The sequence below is a fragment of the Cohnella abietis genome, assembly GCF_004295585.1.
GTDB lineage: Bacteria > Bacillota > Bacilli > Paenibacillales > Paenibacillaceae > Cohnella > Cohnella abietis.
Genome location: NZ_AP019400.1, coordinates 3,778,876 through 3,800,316 on the forward strand (window position 1 = coordinate 3,778,876; position 21,441 = coordinate 3,800,316).

General features: G+C 45.3%; 19 protein-coding genes. 4 read left to right on the forward strand and 15 right to left on the reverse strand.

The genetic code is table 11. The annotated features are described in order from the left end of the window. Positions 1-115 precede the first annotated feature (115 nt). Both KCTCHS21_RS16400 and KCTCHS21_RS16405 read left to right on the forward strand, forming a co-directional pair. On the forward strand, positions 116-214 hold the full coding sequence (locus KCTCHS21_RS16400) for a sporulation protein YjcZ (RefSeq protein WP_232057859.1): 99 nt from the start codon (positions 116-118) through the stop codon (positions 212-214). A gap of 228 nt (positions 215-442) precedes the next feature. Then, complete coding sequence (locus KCTCHS21_RS16405; RefSeq protein ID WP_232057860.1) at positions 443-1,129, forward strand: YybI family spore inner coat protein; 687 nt, start codon at positions 443-445, stop codon at positions 1,127-1,129. A gap of 84 nt (positions 1,130-1,213) precedes the next feature. Here KCTCHS21_RS16405 and KCTCHS21_RS16410 read toward each other — a convergent pair whose 3' ends face one another. From KCTCHS21_RS16410 to KCTCHS21_RS16425, 4 genes are all read right to left on the reverse strand, one after another. Continuing rightward, the gene (locus KCTCHS21_RS16410; protein ID WP_130610457.1) at positions 1,214-2,107 is read right to left on the reverse strand and encodes a class I SAM-dependent methyltransferase; all 894 of its coding nucleotides are present in this window, start codon (positions 2,105-2,107) and stop codon (positions 1,214-1,216) included. After that, positions 2,104-3,513 (reverse strand): MDR family MFS transporter, encoded by a 1,410-nt coding sequence (locus KCTCHS21_RS16415; protein ID WP_179952695.1) that lies wholly within the window; start codon positions 3,511-3,513, stop codon positions 2,104-2,106. Before KCTCHS21_RS16415 ends, KCTCHS21_RS16410 begins: the two co-directional genes overlap by 4 nt. A 65-nt stretch (positions 3,514-3,578) precedes the next feature. Continuing rightward, positions 3,579-4,517: an NAD(P)/FAD-dependent oxidoreductase gene (locus tag KCTCHS21_RS16420; protein WP_130610463.1), complete on the reverse strand. Its 939-nt coding sequence runs from the start codon at positions 4,515-4,517 to the stop codon at positions 3,579-3,581. Positions 4,518-4,933: 416 nt separating this feature from the next. Continuing rightward, positions 4,934-5,503: a TetR/AcrR family transcriptional regulator gene (locus KCTCHS21_RS16425; RefSeq protein ID WP_130610466.1), complete on the reverse strand. Its 570-nt coding sequence runs from the start codon at positions 5,501-5,503 to the stop codon at positions 4,934-4,936. Positions 5,504-5,670: 167 nt separating this feature from the next. Here KCTCHS21_RS16425 and KCTCHS21_RS16430 point away from each other — a divergent pair, with 167 nt between their 5' ends. Next, positions 5,671-6,540, forward strand: coding sequence for a LysR family transcriptional regulator (locus KCTCHS21_RS16430; RefSeq protein ID WP_130610469.1), 870 nt, complete (start codon positions 5,671-5,673; stop codon positions 6,538-6,540). A gap of 28 nt (positions 6,541-6,568) precedes the next feature. Here KCTCHS21_RS16430 and KCTCHS21_RS16435 read toward each other — a convergent pair whose 3' ends face one another. From KCTCHS21_RS16435 to KCTCHS21_RS16460, 6 genes are all read right to left on the reverse strand, one after another. Further along, on the reverse strand, positions 6,569-7,648 hold the full coding sequence (locus tag KCTCHS21_RS16435; protein WP_130610472.1) for an NAD(P)H-dependent flavin oxidoreductase: 1,080 nt from the start codon (positions 7,646-7,648) through the stop codon (positions 6,569-6,571). Between the two features lie 30 nt (positions 7,649-7,678). Beyond that, entirely contained in the window at positions 7,679-7,996 is a 318-nt protein-coding gene (locus tag KCTCHS21_RS16440; RefSeq protein WP_130610476.1) for an NIPSNAP family protein, read from the reverse strand. A 61-nt stretch (positions 7,997-8,057) separates the two neighbouring features. Further along, complete coding sequence (locus KCTCHS21_RS16445; RefSeq protein WP_130610479.1) at positions 8,058-8,801, reverse strand: SDR family NAD(P)-dependent oxidoreductase; 744 nt, start codon at positions 8,799-8,801, stop codon at positions 8,058-8,060. 290 nt (positions 8,802-9,091) lie between these two features. After that, positions 9,092-9,406 carry a hypothetical protein gene (locus KCTCHS21_RS16450; protein ID WP_130610482.1) on the reverse strand — a complete coding sequence of 105 codons (315 nt, stop codon included), beginning with the start codon at positions 9,404-9,406 and terminating at the stop codon, positions 9,092-9,094. 47 nt (positions 9,407-9,453) lie between these two features. Further along, positions 9,454-9,708 (reverse strand): DUF1871 family protein, encoded by a 255-nt coding sequence (locus tag KCTCHS21_RS16455; protein ID WP_130610485.1) that lies wholly within the window; start codon positions 9,706-9,708, stop codon positions 9,454-9,456. A 667-nt stretch (positions 9,709-10,375) separates the two neighbouring features. After that, positions 10,376-11,203, reverse strand: a complete 828-nt coding sequence (locus tag KCTCHS21_RS16460) for an FAD-binding oxidoreductase (protein ID WP_130610488.1) — start codon at positions 11,201-11,203, stop codon at positions 10,376-10,378. 292 nt (positions 11,204-11,495) lie between these two features. On the opposite strand from KCTCHS21_RS16460, the gene KCTCHS21_RS16465 reads away from it, so the two are divergent. Next, a complete protein-coding gene (locus KCTCHS21_RS16465; RefSeq protein WP_197726474.1) occupies positions 11,496-12,284 on the forward strand; it encodes a class I SAM-dependent methyltransferase in 789 nt (262 codons plus the stop codon). Between the two features lie 138 nt (positions 12,285-12,422). Here the strand turns inward: KCTCHS21_RS16465 and KCTCHS21_RS16470 are convergent, their stop codons facing one another. From KCTCHS21_RS16470 to KCTCHS21_RS16490, 5 genes are all read right to left on the reverse strand, one after another. Next, positions 12,423-15,548: an apiosidase-like domain-containing protein gene (locus KCTCHS21_RS16470; protein ID WP_130610494.1), complete on the reverse strand. Its 3,126-nt coding sequence runs from the start codon at positions 15,546-15,548 to the stop codon at positions 12,423-12,425. 31 nt (positions 15,549-15,579) lie between these two features. Next, positions 15,580-18,246, reverse strand: a complete 2,667-nt coding sequence (locus KCTCHS21_RS16475) for an alpha-L-rhamnosidase (protein ID WP_130610497.1) — start codon at positions 18,244-18,246, stop codon at positions 15,580-15,582. Positions 18,247-18,281: 35 nt separating this feature from the next. Beyond that, positions 18,282-19,124, reverse strand: coding sequence for a carbohydrate ABC transporter permease (locus KCTCHS21_RS16480; RefSeq protein WP_130610500.1), 843 nt, complete (start codon positions 19,122-19,124; stop codon positions 18,282-18,284). Then, positions 19,124-20,002, reverse strand: a complete 879-nt coding sequence (locus KCTCHS21_RS16485; RefSeq protein ID WP_130610503.1) for a carbohydrate ABC transporter permease — start codon at positions 20,000-20,002, stop codon at positions 19,124-19,126. The genes KCTCHS21_RS16480 and KCTCHS21_RS16485 overlap by 1 nt, the downstream gene beginning before the upstream one ends. Before the next feature lie 69 nt (positions 20,003-20,071). Further along, positions 20,072-21,430 (reverse strand): ABC transporter substrate-binding protein, encoded by a 1,359-nt coding sequence (locus KCTCHS21_RS16490; RefSeq protein WP_130610506.1) that lies wholly within the window; start codon positions 21,428-21,430, stop codon positions 20,072-20,074. Between the last annotated feature and the right edge of the window lie 11 nt (positions 21,431-21,441).

Consider the following 21,441-nt stretch of genomic DNA (forward strand, 5'->3'; position numbering starts at 1 on the left):
ATAGACACATGCGGATTATTGATTGGTCTATGCGAATGTACTGACAGTATATTTATCCGTACATATACTAACAGTGAAATAAATAGTTCATATTATCAAAGCGGTGGTGATTTCTGTGAGTGCTGCATATGGTGGAATGGAAGCTGCTGCATTTGTACTTGTCCTTTTCATTCTATTGGTAATCATCCTTGCTGCTGGATCTAAGCACTACTAAGAAGTATTGAGAACTCCCCCTTAAATTTCACCCCATCATGTTCCGCCATGATGGGGTGAAATTTTCATTTCCTCCATAGGCATCTGCACAATCATATAGTTATTAACCTACATATTTGTAAACACAACGGATTTGACTTATGAATAGGGGATGTTTATTTTGTACAGACAATTTCAAAAGCATACGTATGGGAACTATACTCATTCAAGAAGCATTTCTTTGCTTGATATGAAGCAAGGAGATGTAAATGGGGACGGAATAATTGATAACGTATTTTTATATGGAAATAAAACCGATGGAATCTTTGCAGATAACATTACACTTATTATCCAAGATGGACTCTCTAATCAAAGTACAACGGTAAATTTTCAAAACAATGCGGGATATGATGCTAGGCTTTTCCTAGGTGATTTTTCTAAGGATAACGTAGAGGACATTTTAGTAAGTATTGATTCTGGAGGAAGCGGCGGATATGGTGTGTTTTATATCTATTCCTTCAAGAATAACATCCTACATGAAATGTTTGATTATGAAAAATATAATAAAGAGTATAAATTCAATGTGAATTATGAAGATTTTTACAAAGTAAGTGTAGGAAATCCTCAACTTGATGTGCTATTTACAATAGACATTAGTCATAAAGGCTATGACTATTTATCACAATATTATTACGATAATGGTAAACTCAAACAACCAATCCAGGGCGAGGTTCTTGCTATAGGTGCATTGTATCCCATTGTTACAAACGTACAAAGTATGGGTTATGATTTTCTTGCTTTTCAACGTATTATTGGTACTACTAACTCCGATACATTAGGGTATGTCGAAAACCTTATGACATGGAATGGCACTCAATTTACATCGTCAAGATTATCAGTATCCATACCTGGTACGAGGTTAATTAGTCTTTTTTAAATCCGTGCTCAAGAGCACGGATTTTTAGATTATTATTTGGTTTACAAGTATAAACCGAGTCCCTTTCAGGACCCCTTAGCTATTTTATAGATCTTCCCTGATATGCATGTTCTGGTCCTTCAATCGAATCAATACCTTGCCATAACGGCCGCTCTGCCTAACAACCACTTTGCCGGACGGATACGTTCGATCCAAATAGTCAGTGACCGTTTGCAGATTTTGGCCATCAGTAGGCAGACCTTGACTACGGAGCCAGTTCATTATTTCTTGCAGTGCCGCTTCTCTGGAGATTTCCATCGTTTTCGTTTCTCGTGTTATGAGCGACTCATAGGAGTAGCCTTTGAGATAAAGCAGATGGAGTAAATAGCTCATTTCCGTAGGTTTCTTCTTAAAGGTCGAACCGGTGATGAGAGGTGCGATTTCATTAAACAGACTATGCTCTGTGGAATCTGCCGGCATACTAATATAACAAAAATCACGCGCACAACCAATAATATTCTCCACATTTTCCCAACTATAAATGACCGGACACATCGAGACAAAGACTAGATAGAAAGCATCCCTCCAGCCTTTAGCCTGCACGTCAATATCCTCAAAAGGCTCGGGTACAATTTCCACCTTGTTTTCAGTAAATTTTGCAGTGTTTTCACCTAGTAGCTCGACCAGCGGAAGAGAAGATTCTACGGCGGTTACATTGGCCCCCCGCTCTGCGAACGGCACTGTAAAAACTCCCGAGGCAGCACCAATATCCAGCACGGAGGTATTTTCGAACCGGACCCCTTGACCTTCGAGCCAGTTAATAATTCGATTGGTTCGTTTCCTCCCCTCTTCACTAAATGATTGCTCGTTAAAAGTCTTTGCTTTATGATCAAAAGCTTTAGCCGGTGCAATTCCGGCCTTGTTCATCTTGTTCAAGATGGCATCGCCATGGTCTTTCCATGCTTTTTCCCAAAAGGCTTCGTTAAAGAAATCGTTCATGATCGTTCCTCACTTTCTATAATTGTGACGTTCTGCGATTTCGCTTTGCGGAGAAACAAACCTAGAATGAGAGCACCGAGAGCGATGACAACGCCGACCCAAAACGCGTTATTTATGCCGTTTGCAAGCGCTTTGACTACTTCACCTTGAGACTGCGGGTCGCTTGATCCACTCAAGTAGTTTTTCTGTCCATTAGACATAATACTGATGTACAAGGCAGTGCCAATCGCACCAGCTACCTGCAACAGCGTGTTCAAGATCGCCGTCCCATGAGGGAACAGATGGCGCGGTAGCTGGTTGAGCCCAGCCGTCTGTGCGGGCATCATGACTAGAGAGACACCGATCATCATCGCGATGTACACGGTAACTAGAAAACCGGTGCTCGAAGCTTCGTCGAATCGGGTTAACAGCCACAACGAGACGACCACAATAACAAGTCCGGGGATGGCAAGAACGCGCAGTCCGAATTTATCGAACAGCTTTCCAGCAACCGGAGCCATGATCCCGTTCACTATCCCTCCGGGAAGCAGAATCAAACCAGATTTGAACGCCGTCAACAGCAGCACCCCCTGCATAAACAACGGAAGCATGATCGCCGTCGAGAAAAACGTCATCATAAGCATGACGAGCAGCACTGCGACAAGCGAAAATGTTGGATACCGGAATGCCCGTAAATCCATGACCGGTACCTTTAACAACAGCTGTCGCCAGACGAATAGTATCAAGGCGGCAACGCTGGCCACAATCGTCCAGATCACCTCCGGCTCTGACCAACCGTGTTCCCCAGCCTTGCTGAACCCATATACGATTCCACCGAAGCCGATCGTAGAGAGCCCGATGGAAAACAGGTCCACTCGCGGCTTCGTGATTTCCGACACATTCCTCAGAACGGCGAACCCAACGATAATCGAGATCAGTGCCAGTGGCAATACAAGATAGAACAGCCAGCGCCACGATAGCCCGTCAACGACCAAACCCGAAATAGTCGGGCCAATTGCCGGCGCGAACATGATGACGAGTCCGAACAACCCCATCGCTCCTCCCCGCTTTTCAGGAGGATACATAACCATAATGGTGTTCATCGTAAGCGGCATTAGCATGCCAGTTCCTATCGCCTGAATAATCCGTCCAACCAGCAATACACCGAATTCCGGGGCAAACGCTGAGGTGACCGTACCGACGAAAAACAAGCTCATCGCCGAAAGAAACATCTGCCGGGTCGTGAACCATTGCTGCAATACGGCTGTCACCGGAACAAGCACACCGACGACGAGCATGTATCCGGTAGCTAGCCACTGAGCTGTCGCCGCGGATACTCCGAACGATTTCATCAGCTCGGGGAGGGCATTTCCCATTAGCGTCTCGTTTAAAGCAGCAACGAACATTCCAACGATAAGGGCAAACATGATCGGACCGCGCTTAAGGTTTTTCAAATCAAGCGAGGTTGACGTCGAATTTATCTCTGAAATATTCAACGTTTCATCCACTCCTGCTCGTCCGTTTTCCTCCAAGCCTCTAAATTCAGTTCATTGTTTATGACTGCGGCTGCCAATGAGCCCATAGAGGCGGCTGCAATAGCCTGATGCATTCGCGATGCCGCATCCCCGGCGCTATAGACGCCAGGAATGCTCGTTTTTCCAAAGCTATCGATCTCAACCGTTCCAAATTCTCCGACGTTGCATCCGATCGCTTGCGGTAAGTCAGACCCTATAGCCAGATCTGGTTTGAAAAAGATCCCTCTACATGGAATCTTCGTACCGTCTTCAAGAACAACTTGCCGTACGATCCCGTCCTTGGAGTCAATGTACTGAATCGGCGAGTCGAAAATAGGCACTTGATGAAGCTGGAGCTCCTCGCGCTGATCTTCCGTCAGCCCATCAGGACCGTTCGTGCAGACGGTCAAGCGATTCGTCCAACCGGATATCACTGGAGCGAAGTGCATAAGCCCTTCTCCTTTGTTAATAATGACAAGTGGCTCATCTCTTAATTCCCAGCCATCGCAATACGGGCATACGAATGCGCTTTTCCCATATACGTCCGTCAGTCCAGGAATGTCCAGTGGCAGATCTCTCATTCCGATGGCAAGTAACAGCTTTTTGCATGTAAAGGTATTTCCAAGCGCAGTCGTAATTTGAAAATGTCCGTCCGTTCCCGCAACCGACACGACTGTATCAGCTACGAAAAACACGGAGGGATAGGCGCTAATCTCTTTCTTCGCAATTTCCCGGAATTCACTGGGGCTTATTCCGTCGCGGGTGAGAAATCCGTGGGTCTTGCGAGTCACCGCGTTGCGAGGACGGCCTTCATCGATCACCACTACATTTTTCCTCGCCCTCCCCAGTATAAGGGCGGCGTTCAACCCAGCGGGGCCTCCACCAATAATCACTACATCGAGATGTTCGTTTATCATTTTCATTACCATCCTTTATAGATATTTAATGTCTCTAATTAGAGCGCAAGAAGCATATCACATCTTGTATACCTCATGTTTGCAACGCTTGAAAGCTTCATTCATTACCATTGGATAAAGTGTTCCCGTAAGTGTTGGTGCATATGCTGCTACGATCCGTCCATCAACTTTTCAACCGTGTAAAGCGTAATCTGTATTTTTGGAGAACTGCATGGTTCCCTCCTTCCTCCCTAATATCACATCTATTAAAGACCTTCAATGTCTATAATAAATGAATTAACTTCAATTTGCAATGCCTTTTTAGTGTGTCATCGGCTGGGCATTGCTCTTTATTTTCGTGATATTTTGCCCATTGAATATTTATCCTTATAACAGAAAAGCCCGCGATTTAAGCGGACTTCATTAGGAAAATGTTTTTAAGTTAAAGCGGATACTAATCCTTCGGCAATCATGTCAAACCTACTTATATCCCGAAAAGTTCTTGCAAGTAATTGTGCACCTTGAAGCGAAGCAAGGAATTGAAGGGCTTGCACAACCGCGGAACCTTCAAAGTTTAGATGCCCTTCACTCCGCCCCTGATCCAAAACGCGTTCTAGCCATTCCAAATTAGTGGTGAAAAGCTGAGCTAGCCCTTCACGTGTCATACCAGATAATGTAGCCAAGTCAGTAGAAAACATGACGCCCAGACAAGTACAATAATCTTGAACAGGGCCACCGTAAAGTAAAGTGAATTTTCGTAGCTTTTCCAAATTATTGTGTGTCTCGGTATCGATTTGAGCAATGGCAGAAATAAAATGTCTATAATACCGTGAAATTAGTGCTTCTCCTAAATCCTCCTTGTTTGGGAAATGGTAATGGATACTGGCAGTGCGTATCCCTACTTTTTCTGCAATATGTGCATAGCTAAATCCGTTAAACCCTACATCCTGGACAATCGACTGAGCAGTATCCAAAATAGCCTCTGCTGTATTTTTAGTTTTATTCATGTAATTACCCTACCTTTTAGTAGATAGCATGTCAACGAAGGATGTTCAGATTTCTTCGCCGAAAAAGCAAACCATACCTGTTATCATGTATAATGCAGAATAGTTATATCAATTATCTTAAATTCAGATATCTAAACCTAAATATACAGGTACTCAGGAGGTCTATTATGGATATTCAATTGCTCAAAGTGTTTTTTACTACGGCGCAAGAAGGTAGCATTTCTAAAGCGGCAAATAAATTAAACTTTGCTCAATCCAACGTCACCCATAAGATTCAACAGCTGGAGACCGATTTGCAGACCCAGCTTTTTTACCGCCACAATCGGGGCATTACTCTCACCCCTTCTGGTCAAATCCTAATTTCCTATGCGGAAAAAATATTGCATGTCATTCAGGAAGCCAGACTGGCCGTCGGAGACTCCTCTGTTCCCGCAGGACCGCTTCATATCGGCTCTCTGGAAACAACCGCCGCCGTTCGGCTGCCTGCATTGCTTACCAAATATCATACTGAATATCCCGCGGTCGACTTTTCTTTAACTACCGGTCCTACCGAGAAGCATATTCATGCCGTTCTTCATTATGAGCAAAACGGAGCATTCGTGTCTGGTCCAGTGGAGCATCCCGATTTGGTTCAGGAAAACGTGATTGATGAGGAGCTGGTACTTGTCACCTCGGTCTCCCACCCGCCCGTTAATTCCATCCATGATGTGCAGATGTCTACGCTTCTCGTATTCCACAATGGTTGTTCCTACCGGGCAAAGTTAAATCAGCTGCTCCATGAAGAAGGCATATTACCCGTAAAGCTAATGGAATTTGGATCGATTGAAACGATTATAGGCTGTGTAGGTGCTGGACTCGGTATTTCTCTATTGCCGCGTTCCATTATAACCGAGCCGGAAAAGCAAGGCCGAATCAGCTGCCATACGATCCCCAACAACCATGCCAAAGTCACAACCGTGTTCATCAGGCGCAAAGACACTTTAATTACGCCCGCATTGTCAGCATTTTTATCGGAGATGCGAGCCCATTTTGCCTAAAGTATAGATTGGCACGTCACATTCTTTTTTATTTGAAGAGAATACTTTGCGCCTGATTAATAGTTTCCTGCACGATACTTTCTGCACTTTGGCCAGAAGTTAGCATCCGCAAGCCTTGTCCTGCCCACAAAGACATGTAATCGGGATTATTTTGCTTGGCTGCAGCATTTCTTATATCCCTCGTCGCGGAATTCTGAGTAGGGAACGGAAGCGGTTCTATCCCGCTTTTATCCCAAGCTTCGATAAACTCATTAGCAACCCCTCTGGCCGGGCGACCCGAAAACACTTTCGTGATCACCGTACTTTCCTCGGTGCTGGCAAGCAGTTTTTGCTGATAGGAGATATGGGCTCCCGATTCTTTCGAAGTCAGGAAGCGGGTCCCCATCTGCACCCCCTGTGCCCCAAGTGCGAGTGCGGCGACAAGCCCACGGCCATCCATAATGCCTCCTGCCGCAATGACCGGAACATTTACGCGGTCAACAATCTGCGGAACTAAGGCCATTGTACCGATATTAGCACCCATGGGTCGATTGGAGATGTCAAATGTCCCACGGTGTCCCCCAGCCTCGCTGCCCTGAGCCACAATTGCGTCACATCCCGCTTGTTCAGCAAGGAGTGCTTCATTGACCGTCGTCACCATTGTGACAATTCGAATGCCGACTGCTTTAGCTTGCTTAATCATATGTGCAGGAAGAACGCCGAAAGCAGTGCTAATAACAGGAACTTTTTCCTCCAGGATAATAGCAAATTGTTGTTCAAAATGATTTGGCGTCCGTATGGCTTCTCCCGACATCTCAGCTAGCCCGAGTTTTTTTCGCATATTATTTAGTTCTCGTTGAACTTCGCCAGTTCTCGTATTATCGTCGGTAGCTTGAATAGAAAATAAATTCACTGCAAAGGAATTATTCGTTTGCTTATAAATGTCACGAATCGCACTGCGGAGTACTTCAGGTTCCATATAGGCGGCTCCTAGCGTGCCAAGCCCGCCCGCATTGGATACAGCTGTAGCTAAGCTAACCGTTCCAGGTCCACCTGCCATGCCTGCCAAGAAGATGGGGTATCGAATATTAAATATGCGACAAAGTTCTGTATCAAGTCTAATGTTCATCTTCCTCTCCTACACATTAAACGTGTTATTTCACTCGAAAAAAGACGCTTTTTTCATGTACACAACTTCGACCTTCTCATATAAGAGTCCGTTTTGTTCCGTTCTATCCTTAAGCTCAAGCCATTCTGGATCCTCCAGAAAAGCTTGAAAGTTTCGTTCACGGGATGCCGCGTCAAGATGCTCAAGCACGTAATACAAACGATTCTTTGATTCGTCCGCGTCTACCCAAAAATTCGTTACCTTCATATCATGTTTAGCAAAAATACTTATCGTACCATCCCGAAACCTATTCAGTATCGTTTGCATGCGACCCGGTTTCACATCGTAAATCCGCAATTCGTACAGCATGAACGCCATCCTCCTTTATATTAATTCAGTATTTGTCCATATTCAAAAGATTATTTGCAGCTTACCACTTTCCTGCATTTTGACCGCCATCGACATGAAGAATCTCTCCAGTCACGAATTGTGCGGATTCCAAATACACAATGGCGTCAACAATATCCCGAACCTCGCCCATTCGACCCACTGGGTGCAGCTGAGCCAAATAATCATGTGTTTCAACTGAATGCATCGGCGTCTTAGTGATTCCTGGCGCGACTGCGTTCACGCGAAGTCCCTTGTCCGCATACTCAATCGCCAGCGATTTCGTTGCTGCGTTCAAGCCTCCTTTGGTCAGTGCTGCAAGTACAGATGGCACGGCTTTAAGGGGCTGCTCTGCGGCTCCACTTGCCGTGATGTTGACAATATGACCGGAACCCACCTTCAGCATCTCGGTCACCGCACGTTGAGTAACTCGGAAAAATCCTGCCACATTGATGGACAGTACCGATTCAAATTCTGCTTCAGTAATGTCCGTGAATGGTTTTGCTATAAAAATGCCGGCATTATTCACCAGTGTGTCGATACGTCCAAAGCGAGAAAGTGCTTCGCCGATTAAGCGTTCAGCTACTTGAGCATCTGAAATGTCGCCCGCAACATATGCGACATGCTCTCCTGTCGGATCGATTTCATTTGCAGCCTCAATTAACGCTTGTTCACGGCGACCATTGATGACTACATTGGCTCCACGTTTCACCAGTTCAATTGCCGCTGCTTTTCCAATTCCACTGCTTCCACCTGTAATCACTACTACTTTATTTTGAATATTCATTTTACCAATCTCCTTCATCTACCTATTAAAAGGTAGTTATATTTGAAAACATTTCAGACCGTCTGATCTGCTCATTCATCATACGACGATTCTGTTATTCTGCATAATACAGAATCACGATGTCTGGCATCTCTATTTTAGATACCTAAACCTATTCCCAAAAATAGAAAAAGCCACGATTTCCGCGACTTGTTAATTAGAAAACGTTTTCCTCTTTGAAAAGCTCAGGTACCAATGCTTCGCTAAGATTGATTACCCTTCCAATTGTTCGCGAAAGCGTGGCTATAGATTCAGTGTCCGTAACCATTGGGATGGTTAATGTTATTAAGTAATAAGCTTTCCGGCGTCTTTCCGGCGTTAAGCTCTTGCTGCCAAAGGATATGCGCAACAGTGACTCCAATCCCGTACTCATCACCTAACCGCCGTATCATTTCTGCGTAGTGATGGATATCTCCACTTTTATAGAGTCCAATTGAAAGATGAGTTCCCACTGCTTTATCCAGCATTTCAAGCATTCTTTGGGTCACAGGATGAGTAATTTCGAACGGCCAATAACTTTGCTGCATGTAATTCTCAAACAATTCTAAATAAGTATTCTTAAACATTTCAATATAACTATCCCCACCTTTAAAATACTTCAAACTTATTTCAACTATTCATCAGTCTGCTCAATTATATTAAATGCGTGCTTTAAGCAAGTTAACTGATTTAATTTTATTCCCATTTTCTCGTAAAACACTTTATAGATTTGCCTTGCCAAATCCGTTTCGTTTTCGCACATTATGCATTTCTCTACAATTTCATTGATCTCAATATCATATTCGTTCTCTGGGGCACCTCCTGCTAAAAGACCAATTGGATCCCAGTCATTAATAACCCGAGTTACAATCTGGTTTGTAGTGTTCACTACTCATCACCTTACATTTCTCTTAATTTACTAATGTACCGGCGCACTCCTTCTGCCGCGATAAGGTACCGGGGGGCCACTAACGTCCGCGAATCCACACTTTCTGCCGCAATAGCGCACCGCGCGTTCACTATCGGGCGCAAATTCACTCCTTCTGCCGCAATAACGCACCTAGCGTTCACTATCGGACACATATCCACACTTTCTGTCGCAATAACGTACCGGGCGTTCACTATCAGACACAAATTCGCACTTTCAGACCCAATAAGGTACCGAGCGTTCACTATCGGGCGCGAACACACACTTGCAGTATGGTCGTGAAACTCAACGGTTTAGCTGATAACTTAGAATAAATAACCACAATTAGTTTATCATATCTTTGTGAATCGAATGAATGATCTTCCACCACTCTCTTGAAACTTCACATCTACCCGTATATAAACTTTACGCTACTAATACAATGCAAATCTGCTGTTGTTGTGCTACTGATTAAATCGGGTGAGGCTACCCATTAGTTGAGTAGCCGACCTCCCTACCACCGTACATACCGTACGGTATCCGGAGGTTCCCTAGTCAACATAGTAGCAAATCAAGAGAAAAGCTGCTCGCAAACTAGAAAACATAAAAAAGGAATGCCGATATTACGGGCATCCCTTCTCTACATCTCCTATGCCCTGCGAGTCGGCGGAATGCTTTGAGGATTATTAAATACGTTTTCGGGATCGTATTTCGCTTTGACTCTCCGCAATCTAGGAAAGTTCGCTCCATAGTATACCGGCCCGGAATTTTTAATCCCTTGGTCTGGAACGTTGATATAGGATCCAACGATATAAGGCTGTAGCTTACGATCCCAAGGCCAAGTGATGCGGTACACGGTCGCGTGCGTCGGAGCACGAATTGTTTTAAATTTGTACTGGGTATACACGCCAAAGTTGCCTCCGCCACCCCCGCGGGAAGCCCAATACAGATCGGAGTTACATTTCTTATTAGCTCGAATCACTCTTCCCTTCGCGTCAACCATCTTGAGTTCAAGAAGATTATCGCTGATGAGACCGATCGTCCGTTGCAGTGGTCCGATTCCCCCGCCGAGCGTAATTCCGCCGATTCCAACGGAAGGGCTGTCGCCGAAGCCTCCAATGAATCCTTGCCGAGCTAGCGTTTTTGCGATTCTTCCCACTCGATTGCCCGTTCCCACGATAACCGTCTTGTTTTTCTTATCCAACTTCAGGGTCTTCAAGTCACTTACATCAATAACAATGCCACCGTTGACTTGAGACAGGTTGACTTCCAAGGAATGCCTTCCGCTTCTCGGGCGAATGGGGACATTGTTCTCGCGGGCCCATTTGATGGCGTTTGCGACGTCATGTGTTTTCTGTGCAAAGACAAACACTTTGGGGAATTTGTTGGTATGGGGATCCCAGTTCTTACGTGCCGTGTCATACCCCGGGTCACCTTTGAAGATAACTCGACCGGTAAGCTCCGTCTTTGATTTCACTAAAGTCCCAACTCCCTTTGGGCTGATGATTACGCTGTAATTCAACATAAGGAACCCTATATCGTATGGTGGACATCCGTCTAGGGAGTGGGCAAAATTAAAAATAGATAAGAATATAAGCTAACGGCAAATTGGCTCAATAATACACCCTTGAAACCAACACGGTAATTGTTTATACTTTCCAAAACAACTCCATAAATTTCGATGACGAAGAAAGTAATTATCTCAATCTCGTCTCTTTTAGAGGCGGGATTTTTTTGTTTTTACATCCTAAAGGAGGTTATCGGAAATCATGAATGTGTCTAATTATTACGAGTCAATTGATGAAGATTCAAGGTTTTCAAGTAATTCAAGAAAGATCGAATTTATGACTACAAATCATGTGCTTAAAAGCATTATGCCTGAAAATGCCTACATCCTTGATGTTGGTGCAGGTGCTGGAGCTTATTCTTTCTATTATGCTGAACGGAATCATAAGGTTGTCGCAATTGATTTAACACCGAAACATATCGAGATAATAATAGAAAAATCTAAAAAAACAGGATTGAGCATTGATGCGCATGTTGATAACGCCATTGATTTAAGTCGGTTTGATTCTGAAACATTCGATTTTGTATTGTGTTTCGGCCCAATGTACCACATTACGGGTGTTGATGACCGAAGCGCTTGTATTAAGGAATGTTTAAGGGTATTAAAGAAAGGCGGACATCTGGCTATTGCCTATATCAATAAATACTCCGTAATACCGATGCTTGTTACAAGGGATCAAAAATTTATTCGCAATAGTGTGATTGAAAAGGTAATTAATGAAGGTGTAATTATTGAGGGGGATGACGATTGCTTTTGGACGGATGCTTATTTTACAAGTCCAGATGAAATCGAAGCTTTATTGCACAAATTTGATGTCATTCCTGTCGATCATGTAGGAACAGATGGGATTAGTCATACCATACAGGATTACGTAGACAGACTCGGAGATGATGAGTTCAACTCGTGGCTCAGCTACCACTTTCAAACATGTAGGGAACGAAGCATATTAGGAATAAGCACTCATGGATTATACATCTGTCAAAAAGGCTAACTGGCTTACGGAGAACGATTGTTAAACATAAGGGATCTACATATTAGTCATGTACAATATGTAGATCCCTTTATGTTACCTGGCTTATTTAAAAGGTCTTAATAAACTGAGAAAATAAAGTTTTATAGCAATCGCTCTTTAGTAGATTGCAAATTCATAGATTATCGGTTGTTGTCCTGTACCAGATGTAAAATAGAGCCGGGCCTTGCTCCCGGTGACGGCCGGAAATGTAAGGGTCTTCGGAGTGTTAGCACTGCCGATCGTTGTTCCCGTATATGCCGTTACCCAGGCCGAGCCGTTCCAATACTCGATTCTATAGCCTGTCGTACGGTTACCGTATTCGGTTAGCACCGCTTTACTGAAGGTAACCGATTGTCCGAAATCAACCGAGAGCCATTGTCCCGAGAACATATTATTACCAGCTTGCCAATTGGTAGCGAGTGACCCGTCAAACGCCTTTTCGGCGGATTGATTGCTATCATTCTGCGATGAGCTGCTATAATTGGCTACTGGCAAATTTAAGGTATGATTTCGATTTAAGAGTTCAAACTCATAGATAATGGGTTGAAAGCCTGTGCCAGCCGTAAAGTATAAGCGAGCTTTACTCGCGGTCACAGCTGGAAAAGTAAGCGTTCGAGGAGAACCATAATTGCCGATAGTCGTTCCCGTATACGCTGTAGCCCATGAAGAACCATTCCAGTATTCAATTCGGAATCCTGTCGTACGATTGCCGTATTCACTGATCACTGCAGTATTAAAGGTTACATTGCTCCCCATATCAACTTGTAACCATTCGTTCGCATAATGCCCTGATGCCGCTTGCCAATTCGAAGCGGTACCGTCAAACGCCTTATCGGCGGTTTGGTTCGCGTCATATTGGGAAGAGCTGCTATAAGTACGATTGCGTGTCAAACTCCCAGTCAGGAGTTTATAGTATTCAATGGACAGCGGACTATTAATCATACCGCTCTTTACAGCAATTGCCTTAATGACGATCGTCTCAGGGTAAGGAGATGTCATGAGCAATGGGCTGGTGTATACGGGACTAGCTAGAGTTGGCGTCGATCCATCGGTCGTGTAATGAATTGTCGCGCCGGTAGTAGCTGAAGTCATTGCTACGCCTTGCATGGAGTCATAGGTACCGCCGCCAATATTCATCACAGGAAGAGCCACCGAATTTGAAACCTTAATAACCGACAACGCCCAATCCTCTAACGTAGGTTGAGGGGGAACGCTCCATTGTCCAGATGAGTTCGGTGAAAACCCTGCATTAATCGTCGTGTATTTACCCGTGCGAGGGTTTAGCCATCTGGCCATATAAGTTGCAGTTCCATCCAAGCCGTTCAGAGTACCTGAATATGCCATTGACGTGGAGGGCAAATACGCAATAGTCGTTGAACGGTCCACGTTCGTTTTTGCAGCAGGCTCTTGTGTTCCCGATGGGGCTCCGCTCCAAGAAATAACTGATGCATTCGGTTCCAGCGACCACCAGCTTACTGTCTGGAAAAAGTCTTTCATGTAGCGCATTTGCTCACCGGCAGGCTTATCGATGGCTTCATACCATGGAGTTGGAAGCCCACCCCACACCTGCCAATTGTCATTGCTATCCCAAGTTGCCTGCCATAATCCTTCAGAACCGTAAGAGAATCCCGCACTACCAGCCATATTCGCATTCCATGCCGTTTCCCTCGTATAAGAAGAAGGAATACCATTAATGTTCTCATAATTGGCTTCGCCTTCGATGACAACCTTGGTCGGAGTCGCATTGTAATGTTCTAGCCAGTAGCTTTTATCTCGCAAAGCACCATGACCGCTTTGCAGGAAATCGAAATGAAAGGCATTGTCATTACGGAATGCAATCGTGTTCGTGTAATCGTTGTGAAGAGTATTAGCGCGTTTATAAGCATCTATCGAGTACGTGTAATCAAGTACATTTTTCCAGCTAGCTGCGCTGCCTTGGCCATACTCCCCGCCACCAGTCCATACCGTTGGATAAGCTCCATACCTAGCAACGATATATCTGGCCATTCTTTTGTAATCCGCTTCGTTACCGCTGTCCAACAGCCTCCCCCAATCGATGCCGAGAGCAACTACCAATCCGTTGTCGATCGCATATTGGATACGAAGATCACAATTTTGCCAGAAGCCCGGATTCAAGTCAGATGCGAAGCCCTTCCAGTTCAATGCTGAACCCGTTGCATTATACACCTTAAACTCCCGGATAGACGGCGTACTCCCTCCGGCTGCACCTGTAATTGAGATTCTTACATATCTAACCGCAGCCGTTACAGAATCAGAGAAAGAATCCCCCGAAACTCCGCTTGTCCGGTCTACTAGAGTTGTATACGTAACATTATCGGAAGAGCCCTCGATTTTGTATTTCCAAGTATCGTTCTCTCCGAACAGGGTATCGATTTTGCTAAGTGCGGTATTCGCTTTTAGATCAATAGAAAACCATTGTGGATACGCGTTCGATGCGGCTTTCCACATCGTCCCTTCTCGATCGTCCAATGCTTTGCTAGGATGAGCCACATAACTATCGTATAGACTGCTGGAGGTAATAAAGCTTGAAGCATTCACATCGTACCGATTATAGTTCCATACATGGCCACCTTCGTTATAGGTTCCGTTCTTATCTACATCGCCCTGCTCGAAAGCGAAAAAGTTCATCTGATAAACCGAATACCCCTGCTTGACCCGTTTATCGACCATCCCCTTATACTGAGATGACCATCGGACATCGTTGGAAGTCCCCCATCTTTCCCGATAAGACAACCCCATCCAGTGCGTATCCGCCAACCAATAGAAGGGCGTTCCATCGCTATAGGTCAAGAATCGATTCGAAGAATCGGCTTTGACGAATCCATGCTTATAGATGTCAAGCGAACCGGAATAAGGTTGAGACGCAACGGTTCCCGTTTGACCTTCCAAGCCCGTATCCGTCGAATCGGAAGCATGTGTCGAATAAGACCAATTACCTGTTACTGTTGGTGCAAAGCGAATCTTCCACGTATTCCCGCCATCCCAGAAACCCGGAATAGTCATGGTTACTCCGCCAGGACCGATGAATGTGGCGCTTAGTTCAACATCCATATAGGGGTTAGTATAGCTTTTCGAACTATGCAAGACGATATCTACAGCTTTCCATAATTCAGTCGTATAGGCGGCAGCATGAGCTTTCGGAACCGATACGGACAATTGGGTAACGACAAGCGAGCTGAATATCAAGACAGAAGCTAACCACAAAGTAACTCGTCTTTTCATTGTTCTTCTCCTCCTCGATTAAGCCTGCAGTTTATAAGTGCCACGCATATTGAAACTGATAAGAGCCTGAATCCAACTCCAACCGTAGGTCCTTATCTTGAGCTATTACCTGCCGTACCCCTTCCGTTTCGGCAAGCCGAATTCCCCCTTCTGTCACTTCTTCCTGATGGCAATTGGGCAAAATGACCGTACCGGTCGTATTGGGAGCCAAAATGATTTGAATATTCATCATTCCATCCTCTATTCTCCATAACGACAGGATTTCCCCATACATGGATTGAAAGGATGCCCACGCATAATTTAAACCTTCACCTGGTCTAGGACGAATGCGTGTATGCTTGAACCCCGACTTTTCCGCGTCCGTATCTATGCCCGATACTACCCTGTAGAACCAGTCTCCGATTGCACCGAAAGCGTAATGATTGAATGAATTCATATCCGCGCTCCAGAACGACCCGTCCGCATTCTGACCGTCCCAATGCTCCCAAATGGTCGTTGCCCCTTGTTCAACTGAATAGAGCCATGAGGGAAAATCTCTGGAAAGCGCCAGCTTGTAAGCCAAGTCGATTCGACCGATGTCCGTTAAAGTCGAACAAAGGTAAGGAGTGCCCAAGAAACCGGTTGTGAGCTTATTATCCGATTGCTCTAGCAGCTCGATTAAGCTTTGTTCGACCCTCGTTCGGACGGTATCTTCAACTAAACCAAAGCTGAGGGCTAGCACGTGCGCTGTCTGGGTCGGAGAAACAAGCCTGCCGTTCTTAGAGACGAACTCAAGGTTGAAATGTTCCACAACTTTCTTGCGTAGCTCCGTGTATTTCGCGACATCCTCTTCATATCCTAGAACCTGTGCGGCTCTAACCAGCAAATCCGTAGAATGGGCATAGAACGCAGTTGCTATGAAATCCTTCGGAGTCGCGCCCGCGTAGCTTCCTGCGGGAGCATCAAGCGCGAGCCAATCGCCGAACTGAAATCCGCTGTTCCACAGAAACTCATGATCTCCCAAGTTCCGAATGAATTCTACCCATAACCTCATGCTGTCATATTGCTCTTCCAACAAACGCTTGTCCCCATAACATAGATACAGCGTCCAAGGACAAATAACGGCGGCATCTCCCCAGCCCGCTGCCGAATGTAAATCCCATCCAGGCAACGTATCGGGTACCGTGTTCGAAACGCCTCCGTTCGGAAGCTGATCCGCTTTCAAATCCCTAAGCCACTTCGTAAAGAACGAGGCGACGTCCATATTAAAAGCTGCTGTCCTAATGAATACTTGCGCATCGCCCGTATAACCAAGCCTTTCATCACGTTGCGGGCAATCCGTAGGCAATTCGAGAAAATTTCCTCTTTGCCCCCAAACGATATTGCTCTGCAGCTTGTTGATCGACTCATCCGAGCATTCGAAAACTCCTGTCTCGTCCAATGCGGAATAAATCACGTGTGCTGTAAAAGCTTCGAGGGACATTTCACCCGGATAACCGGTCACTTTAACGTATCGAAATCCTTGGAACGAAAACCTTGGCTCGTAATACTCGATTACACCTCCTCTGCACACATATCGAGTTGTTTGCTTCGCCGAACGCAAATTATCCGTATAGAGATTACCATCCCGATCCAATACTTCGGAATGTGCCAATTCAATGATCGTGCCTTCCGGTGCCTTCACCGAATAAGAAACCCAGCCAACCATGTTCTGGCCGAAATCGAGAATATCTTCTCCAGCCGGAGTACGAAGCAAAGCGATGGGCTTCAATTCTCTCATCACTCTGGTCGGTACGTTCTCCTGAGGAATCAGCATCTGCATACCATGATCCAAGATAGAAACAGGAAGCCAATTGCTATCCTCATAAGAGGATGAGCTCCATCCATCTTTCTCCAACCGGGCGTCATACGTTTCTCCATCATAGATCGAAGCCATAAGAATGGGTCCGGTGTCAACCCTCCAGCTATCGTCCGTTATGATGACTTCTTGCTTCCCGTCTTCATATATCAGGTGCAGCTCAAGCAGTGCCGCTCTTTGATCGCCATAGAAATTGTTCGGGTGCCCGCCGATTCTCCCCTTATACCAACCATCCGCTAACATAATTCCAATCGCGTTCTTGCCTCTTCGAACGGTATCAGTTACGTCGAAGGTTTGCGTTTGAAGCCGTTTGTGATAGCTGGTCCAACCAGGAGAAAACTTGTTCTCGTTCAGACGTTCTCCGTTCAATTCCAATTCATATATCCCCAAAGCCGTTGCGTAAATGCGCGCGGATAGAAGACTTTCACCAGCTTCGAATGTCTTTCGAAGCATCTGGGAAGCTTCCGGCGAGCGATTGTTCCTTTCAAGGTCGCAGGTTATCCATTGTGCTGTCCATTCGGCGGAATCCATAATACCCGTCTCCCACAGCGCCGCTATCCAATCGCTCTCGCGACCTTGCGAATCCCAAACGCGTACGCGATAGTGATAAACTGTACGGGATTTGAGAGGCTTTCCTTCATATTGGATATGAACAGATTGATCTGATTGGACTTGTCCGCTATCCCACGTCAAAGACTGAAATAGCGGATCACCATCTGATACTTGTATTTGGTAGTTCGATTGTTTAATGCCTCGCCCTGTCCCCGTTAGCTTCCAACTGAACCTCGGGATACGAACGCCTATTCCAACAGGGTTTACCCTGTATTCGCAACGCAAATCACTTAAGCCGAACCGATGCATTTCTCGCTCCTCCCCCTCATTAACGCGCGTTCACCTCAGCCTTTAACCGAACCGATGATGAGCCCCTTCATCATGTACTTCTGCGTAAAGAAAAATAAAATAATCAAAGGCAGCGTCGCCATTACGCATAGCGCAAAAATCGGACCGTAATCGATCGATTGGTTATTCGCTTTGAATTGAACGACCTGCGCCATGAGCGTCATTTTCGCCGGATCCTTTAAGTAGAGCAAGGGCCCGAATAGATCGTTCCATATTCCGTAAATATTAAGCATAATCAGAGTTCCCGTTGCCGGCAGCAATAAGGGGAAAATAATTAACCAGAACGTACGGAATTTGCCATATCCGTCTAGGGAAGCAGATTCTTCTATTTCTCGCGGTACGGACTTCGTAAACCCCGAGTACATAAAAGTAGCCATCGGGATTGCGCCTGCCGTATACAATAGAATCATAAAAGAGCGCGTATCAATAAGATGTAACGCGACGCCCATCTTAAAGATCGGAATCATTCCCGTTTGAAGAGGGATAACCATTCCCGATATGAAGAAGTAGAACAAAAATTGAAAGAACTTGTGCGGCATTCGAGCAATGACATATCCCGCCATGGATGAGACGATAATAATGAGACCGATTGAACCCGCGCTAATGGCAAACGTATTCATAAAGCCCGACCATACGTTTACTTTTTGAAAGGCTTTTTCGTAATGTCCTAAATAAAGAGAATCAGGCCAAGCTAGAGGATTATAGAATTGGCCCGGCTCCTTGAAACTAGCTAGAACAAGGTAGAGAATTGGATATAGAAAAAGCAAAGCAACTAGTAATAATAGGACTTCCGATGCCAAACCAACACGATCTTTCCGCTTTGATAAGAGTGTGTTCATTAAATCTCCACCTCTCTACGACGCGTTATTCTAAGCTGTATGAGCGTGACGATCATAATGAAAATCATAAGGACGATTCCGGCTGCGATTGCGTAACCGTAAGTATTCTCACGGAATGCAGCATTATAAATCGCAAGCGTTAGCGTATAAGAGGATGAACCGGGTCCGCCGCCTGTCATGACATAAGGGATATCAAACAGTTTAAGGCCCCCAACGATAGTCAAGAAAACGACGATCGTAATTGCTGGCATTAACAACGGAAGCGTGACATGAAAAAAACGTCTACGCGCACTTGCCCCGTCAATTTTCGCAGCCTCATACAGCTCTTGAGGAATCGATTGGAGCCCCGCCAAATAAATAACCGCGCTGTAACCAAGCCCCTGCCACTGAGTTAAAGCAATTATCGTCGGAAATACGGTATGCGAGTTACCCAGCCAATCACGGCCCCATTCCGCCAATCCGATCTTATCAAGCAAGCCATTAAGCAATCCGTCGTACTGTAAAATGCTACCCCATACGATCGAAGTAACGACGAGACTAACAACAACCGGCAAATAAAATGCCGTTCGCAAAAATGCCCGGGTGCGGAACGATCGATTCAGCAGGACAGCCAGCAACAACGAAAGCGGGTTCTGTATCGCTAACCCGAAGATCGTAATTAGAAGCGTATTCTTCGCAGCATTAATCATCTTGGAGTCCTCAAGAAGAAACGTGTAATTATCCAATCCGATATATTTAGCCGGACGAATGGAATCCCACTCCGTGAACGAGTAAAAAATGCTTTGAATAAACGGGTAATAAACAAATGCGATAAACAATATCGTTGCTGGAACGATGAAAAAAAATCCGGTCCACCACTCGCGAGTTCGATTATTCAATCTCTTCACCTGCTTAATATTCGACCGGCCGTCTATTCAGCCGGCCGGTCGAATTCGAATATAATAGTTTTACTCCGCTGGAACGATGACCGTCCCTTTATCTTTTTCGAGCTTTTTCTGTGCTTCAGCCAAGTCTTTAGGATTAAACTTAATTCCGGATGCCACTTTCGTGAAAGTCTCCACAAGCGACGTCATCGCGGAAGCAGGTAAGTAAGATTCATATCCCATACCTGCATCCGTTTCTTCAACAACTTTCATTAAATCATTCAATGCAGGGTCCGGGTAATTCAATTGCATTCCTTGGATAGCCGGAACCGTCCCGCCTCCTACGTTAAAGGGCCCATAGACTTCAGGACTGGCAATGATGTTGACCAAATCCTTCGCTTGCTGCAGTAGCTTCGTCTTGGAATTGATGGAAAGAGATTGGTCGATCCCGATTGACAATTTGGCATATCCTTTATCCGTCGTGAACGGAAAGTAACCGAGATCAAATGCAGTATGTCCTTTGGTTTCGAAATTTTCCTTAGCCGTTCCAGGCATCCAAGGACCTTGTACGATCATTGCTGCTTTCCCTGAAGTGAACAACTCCGCGGATTGCGGCCAATCAATACTAAGCGCGGTCTTGTTTAAGTACCCCTTATCTACCATGTCTTGCAAATGAGTCATGACCGCTTGAACTTCAGGTCCTTCTAACGTCTTCTTGCCTTCGTACAAATCTTTGCCGTAGGTTTGACTGCTCTCGTTACCATAGGGCTGCATCCAGAGATTAAAGGTCATTTGAGCTGTCCAAATGTCCTTAAAGCCAGCAGATACTGGAGTAATGCCTGACGCTTTAATCGTGGAGAAAGCCTTCTCTAGCTCCGACCAAGATTTTGGCACTTGGATTCCTAGATCGCCGAAAATTTTCTTGTTATACCAAATTCCGCTAGAGGCAACGCCCATCGGCAAGGAATAGACGATATCTTTGTATAGATATGAGCTCTTCGTCCCCGGATTTAGCTTCTCGGTCCATGGCTCGCCTGTTAAATCCGCCAAATATCCGACTTCGCCGAATTTTGCGGTTTGTCCTTGATGGAAGAAAACATCCGGTGCCGTATCCGACGCTAACTCCGCCTTTAATTTGTCGGAATAAGTGTCACCGAGCGTAATGTCCCATTGGATCGTACCGTTAGGATATTTCGCTTTGTAAGCTTTCTCGATATTCGCTTTGAACTCTTGCATGTACGGGCGATCATCGATAAACCAAGTACCGATACGAATCGTAAAGGCATTGTCATTCGAAGCGCTACCAGCACTCTCGACAGATCCGCTATTGTCTGACGCTTTCGGGCTTTGAGCTTCATTTCCATTTCCGTTTCCTCCGCATGCCGATAACGTCATTGCCATCAATAGCGTTATGGACATAAGTAGAGTCATTCTTTTTCTCACGGTGTACCCTC

Excerpts from the sequence above, each read along its gene's own strand:
- KCTCHS21_RS16450 (WP_130610482.1), bottom strand. The coding sequence starts at position 9,406 with ATGTTTAAGAATACTTATTTAGAATTGTTTGAGAATTACATGCAGCAA.
- KCTCHS21_RS16470 (WP_130610494.1), bottom strand. The coding sequence starts at position 15,548 with ATGAAAAGACGAGTTACTTTGTGGTTAGCTTCTGTCTTGATATTCAGC.
- KCTCHS21_RS16410 (WP_130610457.1), bottom strand. The coding sequence starts at position 2,107 with ATGAACGATTTCTTTAACGAAGCCTTTTGGGAAAAAGCATGGAAAGAC.
- KCTCHS21_RS16415 (WP_179952695.1), bottom strand. The coding sequence starts at position 3,513 with ATGTTTGCCCTTATCGTTGGAATGTTCGTTGCTGCTTTAAACGAGACG.
- KCTCHS21_RS16445 (WP_130610479.1), bottom strand. The coding sequence starts at position 8,801 with ATGAATATTCAAAATAAAGTAGTAGTGATTACAGGTGGAAGCAGTGGA.
- KCTCHS21_RS16430 (WP_130610469.1), top strand. The coding sequence starts at position 5,671 with ATGGATATTCAATTGCTCAAAGTGTTTTTTACTACGGCGCAAGAAGGT.
- KCTCHS21_RS16405 (WP_232057860.1), top strand. The coding sequence starts at position 443 with ATGAAGCAAGGAGATGTAAATGGGGACGGAATAATTGATAACGTATTT.
- KCTCHS21_RS16425 (WP_130610466.1), bottom strand. The coding sequence starts at position 5,503 with ATGAATAAAACTAAAAATACAGCAGAGGCTATTTTGGATACTGCTCAG.
- KCTCHS21_RS16480 (WP_130610500.1), bottom strand. The coding sequence starts at position 19,124 with ATGAACACACTCTTATCAAAGCGGAAAGATCGTGTTGGTTTGGCATCG.
- KCTCHS21_RS16440 (WP_130610476.1), bottom strand. The coding sequence starts at position 7,996 with ATGCTGTACGAATTGCGGATTTACGATGTGAAACCGGGTCGCATGCAA.
- KCTCHS21_RS16435 (WP_130610472.1), bottom strand. The coding sequence starts at position 7,648 with ATGAACATTAGACTTGATACAGAACTTTGTCGCATATTTAATATTCGA.
- KCTCHS21_RS16465 (WP_197726474.1), top strand. The coding sequence starts at position 11,496 with ATGAATGTGTCTAATTATTACGAGTCAATTGATGAAGATTCAAGGTTT.
- KCTCHS21_RS16475 (WP_130610497.1), bottom strand. The coding sequence starts at position 18,246 with ATGCATCGGTTCGGCTTAAGTGATTTGCGTTGCGAATACAGGGTAAAC.
- KCTCHS21_RS16420 (WP_130610463.1), bottom strand. The coding sequence starts at position 4,517 with ATGATAAACGAACATCTCGATGTAGTGATTATTGGTGGAGGCCCCGCT.